The organism is Mycobacterium sp. TH-M116 (assembly GCF_057473685.1).
In genome coordinates, this window is the sequence record NZ_JBYCLC010000261.1 from 1 (window position 1) to 4,735 (window position 4,735).

At 66.1% G+C, this 4,735-nt stretch carries 6 protein-coding genes; 3 read left to right on the plus strand and 3 right to left on the minus strand.

The window, feature by feature from the left end:
• The first annotated feature begins 155 nt into the window (after nt 1–155).
• Entirely contained in the window at nt 156–734 is a 579-nt protein-coding gene (locus AC2VOK_RS13150; protein WP_428900868.1) for a cytochrome c oxidase subunit 3 family protein, read from the plus strand.
• Entirely contained in the window at nt 731–1,015 is a 285-nt protein-coding gene (locus tag AC2VOK_RS13155) for a cytochrome C oxidase subunit IV family protein (protein ID WP_428900869.1), read from the plus strand. Before AC2VOK_RS13150 ends, AC2VOK_RS13155 begins: the two co-directional genes overlap by 4 nt.
• Before the next feature lie 219 nt (nt 1,016–1,234).
• On the opposite strand, the gene AC2VOK_RS13160 is transcribed toward AC2VOK_RS13155, so the two are convergent.
• Nucleotides 1,235–2,530 (minus strand): cytochrome P450, encoded by a 1,296-nt coding sequence (locus AC2VOK_RS13160; protein ID WP_428900870.1) that lies wholly within the window; start codon nt 2,528–2,530, stop codon nt 1,235–1,237.
• A 196-nt stretch (nt 2,531–2,726) separates the two neighbouring features.
• Here AC2VOK_RS13160 and AC2VOK_RS13165 point away from each other — a divergent pair, with 196 nt between their 5' ends.
• The gene (locus AC2VOK_RS13165; protein WP_428900871.1) at nt 2,727–3,437 is read left to right on the plus strand and encodes a TetR/AcrR family transcriptional regulator; all 711 of its coding nucleotides are present in this window, start codon (nt 2,727–2,729) and stop codon (nt 3,435–3,437) included.
• Here the strand turns inward: AC2VOK_RS13165 and AC2VOK_RS13170 are convergent.
• Nucleotides 3,353–3,739, minus strand: coding sequence for a hypothetical protein (locus AC2VOK_RS13170; protein ID WP_428900873.1), 387 nt, complete (start codon nt 3,737–3,739; stop codon nt 3,353–3,355). The two genes, AC2VOK_RS13165 and AC2VOK_RS13170, sit on opposite strands and share 85 nt — an antisense overlap.
• Before the next feature lie 38 nt (nt 3,740–3,777).
• The gene (locus AC2VOK_RS13175) at nt 3,778–4,524 is read right to left on the minus strand and encodes an enoyl-CoA hydratase/isomerase family protein (RefSeq protein ID WP_428900872.1); all 747 of its coding nucleotides are present in this window, start codon (nt 4,522–4,524) and stop codon (nt 3,778–3,780) included.
• Between the last annotated feature and the right edge of the window lie 211 nt (nt 4,525–4,735).

Genomic DNA, 4,735 nt, shown 5'->3' on the forward strand with positions numbered 1-4,735 from the left:
CGACGGGGCGTGCTGGCGTGGAACGGCCAGATCGCCTGGTGGCTGAACGTGGTGGTGTTCGGCATCTACACCGTTGTCTTCATATTCATGCTCATGCGCATGATCCAGCGCGAGGACTTCGGAACCGGGCCTCTCCCAGCGCTCGTGGCCGCGAAATGACCGACGTGGACGAGAAGACCGCACGCGCCCGGGCCGTACCCGGCCAGCCCGACATGTGGGTCTTCGTGCTGTTCGAAACCGTGATCTTCACGGCCTATTTCGGCTTCTACCTGTTCTACCGCGGCCGGAACACGGGGCTCTTCCTGCACTCGCAGGCGCAGCTCGACCTGCGCATCGGGGTCTTCAACACGCTGGTCTTGTTGCTCAGCTCCTGGTCGGTGGCGCGCTGTGTGCAGTCATCCAGGGTGGGCGCCTACCCGGCGGCCTTCAGGGAGGTCTTGCTCACGGCCGGATTAGCAGCCGTTTTCCTGGCTTTCAAGATCTTCGAGTGGACCCGGCTCGTCCGCGCGGGAAAAGGCCTGGGAAGCGACGATTTCTTCACCTACTACTACTTTCTCACCGGCATCCACTTCGTGCACCTGCTGATCGGCTTCGTCGTGCTCGGTGTTGTCGTATACCAGCTTTGGAGTCCGTCTCGACGATCGCAGGAGCTCGTCGAGACGTGTGCCACGTACTGGCACACGGTCGACTATCTGTGGGTGCTCATCTTTGCGTTGCTGTACGTGGTCAGGTGACGGTGGTCAAGTTCAACAAACGGCTGTCGGTGGTCTGGGTCGTGCTGGCGTCGTTGACGGTGGGTTATCTGGCGATTGACCATGCGGATTCGCCGAAACCCAGCGCGCTGGTCACGTCCAGCGTCATCGCGATCGCACTCATCAAGGTGCGCATCATCTTTCGGGAGTTCATGGAGGTGCGAAACGCCCCGGTCCTGCTGTGTCGGCTGACCGATGCCTGGGTGCTCATCCTCGCGGCCAGCCTCCTGGGCAGCTACTTCGCGGGGATGCAGATTCGGTAGCTCTCGCCCGCACCCGGTGTTGTGACACCCCATCAGGATCGGTTCCCCTCGCGGAGGCCGGTGGTCAAATCGTTCGCCCGGCCAATCCCGGAGGTCGGCCACCGCTTGTCCCGCGGCCGTCCCGTCCAGCTGTCCGTGGAGGTAGTGCGCGCGGATCACTCCCAGCACCTCCACGTCGATCACCTGTGGCGCCAGCTGATCGGGATCCAGCGGGTGCCGTCAGCCCGCGGAAGCTATCGCGTCCGCCGTCTCGAAAGTCAGGTGCAGTTCGGTCAAGCCCCGCAGGATGTATGTCGGCTCGTAGGTGTAGCGGCGCTGCGCGCTCGACCCGTGGTGGGCCGCGTCGATCTCGATGCGCGACATCCGGTCCAGGATGCGCTCGATCGAGACGCGCCCCTCCACCCGCGCGAGCGGCCCGCCGGGGCACGAGTGGACGCCGCGGGCAAAAGCCATGTGCTCGCGGACGTTTCTGCGGTGCAGGTCGAACTCGTGCGGATTCTCGAAGCGGCGGGGGTCGCGGTTGGCCGCACCGGGCAGCACCATCACCACGGTTCCCGCGGGAATGTCGACCCCGCCGATCCGGGTGGACTTGCGGGCCAGTCGCGAGTCGCTCTTGACCGGGCTCTCCATGCGCAGCGACTCCTCGATGAACCCTGGGATGAGGCTGCGGTCCTCACGCAACTGCTGCTGGATATCCGGCCGGTCGCCGAGTACTCGCAGCGCCGCGGACAGCAGTTTCGCAGTCGTTTCCTGGCCGGCGGCGAACAGGAACGTGGCCGAGCGGACCACCTCGATCACCGGCGGTGTCGATCCGTCCGGATACTTCGCCGCCGCCAGCGAGGTCAGCACGTCGTTGCGCGGGTCGCGCCGCCGGTCCTCGATGTAGACGCAGAACTTGTCGTCGAGCCACTCCAGCGGGTTGATGCCGACCGACTCGTGGTCCAGCGCGCCGACCCGCGCCTCGGGACGTTCGGCGCCCAGGATGACGCGGAACTCCTTGTGGTCTTCCTCCGGCACGCCGAGCAGGTCGGCGATCACCAAGGTGGCGAACGGCTTTGAATACTCGCCGATGAACTCGCATTCGCCGTTGTGCAGGAACTCGTCGAGCTGGCGGTCGGCGAGGCGCCACATGAACTCCTCGTTCTGCTTGAGCCGGCTCGGGGTCAGCAGCTTGCTCAGCACGGACCGGGCCTTGGTGTGGTCCGGCGGGTCCATGGTGACCATGTGCTCGTTCATCGGAAAGTAGTTGCGGTGCGTGTCGATCTGCGCGCTGATGTCGTCTTCCTCGGGCACGAACGGCAACGGGGGGAATGGTCCGCCGAGCGCGACGATGTTCGAGAAGGTCTCGGGGTCCTTGTAGATCTCGGTGGCTTCGTCGTAGCCGGTGACGGCGACGACCCCGTAGTGCGGCAGCCGCAGCACCGGGTTCTGGCTGCGCAGGTGGTCGAAATAGGGATGCGGATCGGGGACGAGGGAGGGGTCTGCGAAGAAGTCGATGGTGTCGAAATTGCTCATGTCGCGCATGCCTCCACAGCCGCCGTTGGCCCTATGACTGTCCGGCGGCGAGACTCCGCGCCGCCCGGTCCGATGTTCACGAAGTTGCTGAGCACTTGCTTAGCACGGCGGTAATGTCGAGGTCAAGATCGCCGCGGCGTGCCACGATACGATCCGTGAGGTTGATCGGGCAGCGCGACGAGTACGGAGCAGGGGCATGACATCTTCTTCTGCGGCTCGAAGGATCGGCGCGCCGGACGCCAAGAACCGCGGGCTGTTGCTCGACGCGGCCGAGCAGCTGATGCTGGAAGAGGGCTACGCCGCGGTCACCTCCCGTCGACTGGCGAACAAGGCGGGGCTCAAACCGCAGCTGGTGCACTATTACTTCCGCACCATGGAGGACCTGTTCCTCGAGGTCTTCCGCCGGCGCGCCGAAGAAGGGCTGCAGGTGCAGGCCCACGCGCTCCAGTCGGCGCAGCCGTTGTGGGCGTTGTGGAGGTTCGGTACGGACCCCGCGTTCACCCGGATTTCCATGGAATTCATGGCGTTGGCCAACCACCGCAAGGAGATGCGCGCCGAGATCGCGTACTACGCCGAACGTTTTCGCGAGGAGCAACGTCAAGCGGTCACGGCCGCGCTGCAGCGTTACGGCGTGGACAACGAGGACATCCCGCCGGTGGTGTGGACGGTGCTGATGACCAGCCTGTCGCGGTTCCTGGTGCTCGAGCAGGCGATCGGTATGTCCGCTGGCCACGACGAAACGGTGCAATTGGTCGAACGTCACCTGTGCCGCATCGAGGGCGAGCCGCAGCCGATCAAGGGGCTGTCGCAGGCCTGGGTTGTTCACCAGGTGCGCAGCGAGCAGAGCGCGCCTTTGGGGCCCACCTTGGACACCACGACCTTGCCATCCACCGACAGGTCACACTGAATGCCGCCGGGTGCCACCGGACCCCGGCCGGTGGTGGCGGTGACCATGGCCCATTGATCGGGATTCAGCAGGCTGACCGGCTGCACCCACGGCTTCCCCGGGGCGACGTCGGCGTGGACCTGCGGAGTGAACTGGTACGGGTTGTGGCTGTAATCGGCGTAGACCGCCGGGTCCTGGTCCTGGTAGAAGATGTCCACACGGGCCGGGCTCGTGGCCGAGACGATGTACACGACCTGATGCATGGCCGGGTCGGCCTGCGCCCGTCCGGAATCGACCGCGAAGGACGCGGTCGCCAGCACCATTGCCGAAGCGGCGCCCATCAACTTCGTCGCGGTGCTGGTCATGTCGCTCCTCCGGGCGCCGGGCGCGGACTGGCGGTGCGGTTCATGACCCGCTCTGCGGCCTGCCAGTGGGCGTCGGCGACCCACAACCGTGCAAAGGATGCTATCGCCTCGTCGGGCGAAACTCCGCCGATTACGCGCTTTATTTCGGTCGCCGGGCGGTTGGCCAGCGACCTGGCGACCGCGCGCCATCCGTCCTCGAAAGAGGTGCGCGGCACCACCAGGTCCAGCAGGCCCATCCGCTCGGCCTCGGCGGCGTCCAGCACCCTGCCGGTGCCGGCCAGCAGCAGCGCCTTGCTCTTCCCGACAAGCCCGGCCAGCCTTTCCGCGCCGCCCCAGGCCGGCATGATCTCCAGCGCGACCTGATTGAAGGCGATCTTGATGTCGTCAGCGGCGACCCGGATGTCGGCGGCGACGGCGACCTCGGCACCGCCGCCGAAGGCATGGCCGTTCAATGCGGCGAGGACCGGCGCGGGGAAACTCGACAGCTGATCGCAGATCGCGCGCATCCGCTTGGCCATCGCCGTCGCGTCTTCTTCGGTACGCAGCGCGCGCAGTTCCTTGAGGTCGCCGCCCGACACGAAGGCCCGGTCGCCGGCACCCCTGATCACCAGGGCCTGCGCGCCCGCCGCCGCATCGAGCGCCTCCTCCAGTTGCTCCATGGTGTCCAGCCCGATGGCGTTGCGTGCGTGCGGTCGGTCGATGGTCAGCACCGCCAAGCCGTCGTCGAACTCCACGTCAACCATGCGTCATTGCTCCCTGGGCGCGCGAAGGCGATACTGGCATTCTCTTGCGCCGAGAATAACATCATCGCTGCAGGCCAGGATGTGTCGTCGAGGATAGAGGTGGCTGCGTGCACAATCGAATCGTCGCGGTAGTCGTGGCAGTAGTGGCGGTGGCCTGGCTCGGCGCCTGCACCGCGCGTCCGCGAGCTCCCCTCTCGGGATCGGCGTCGGT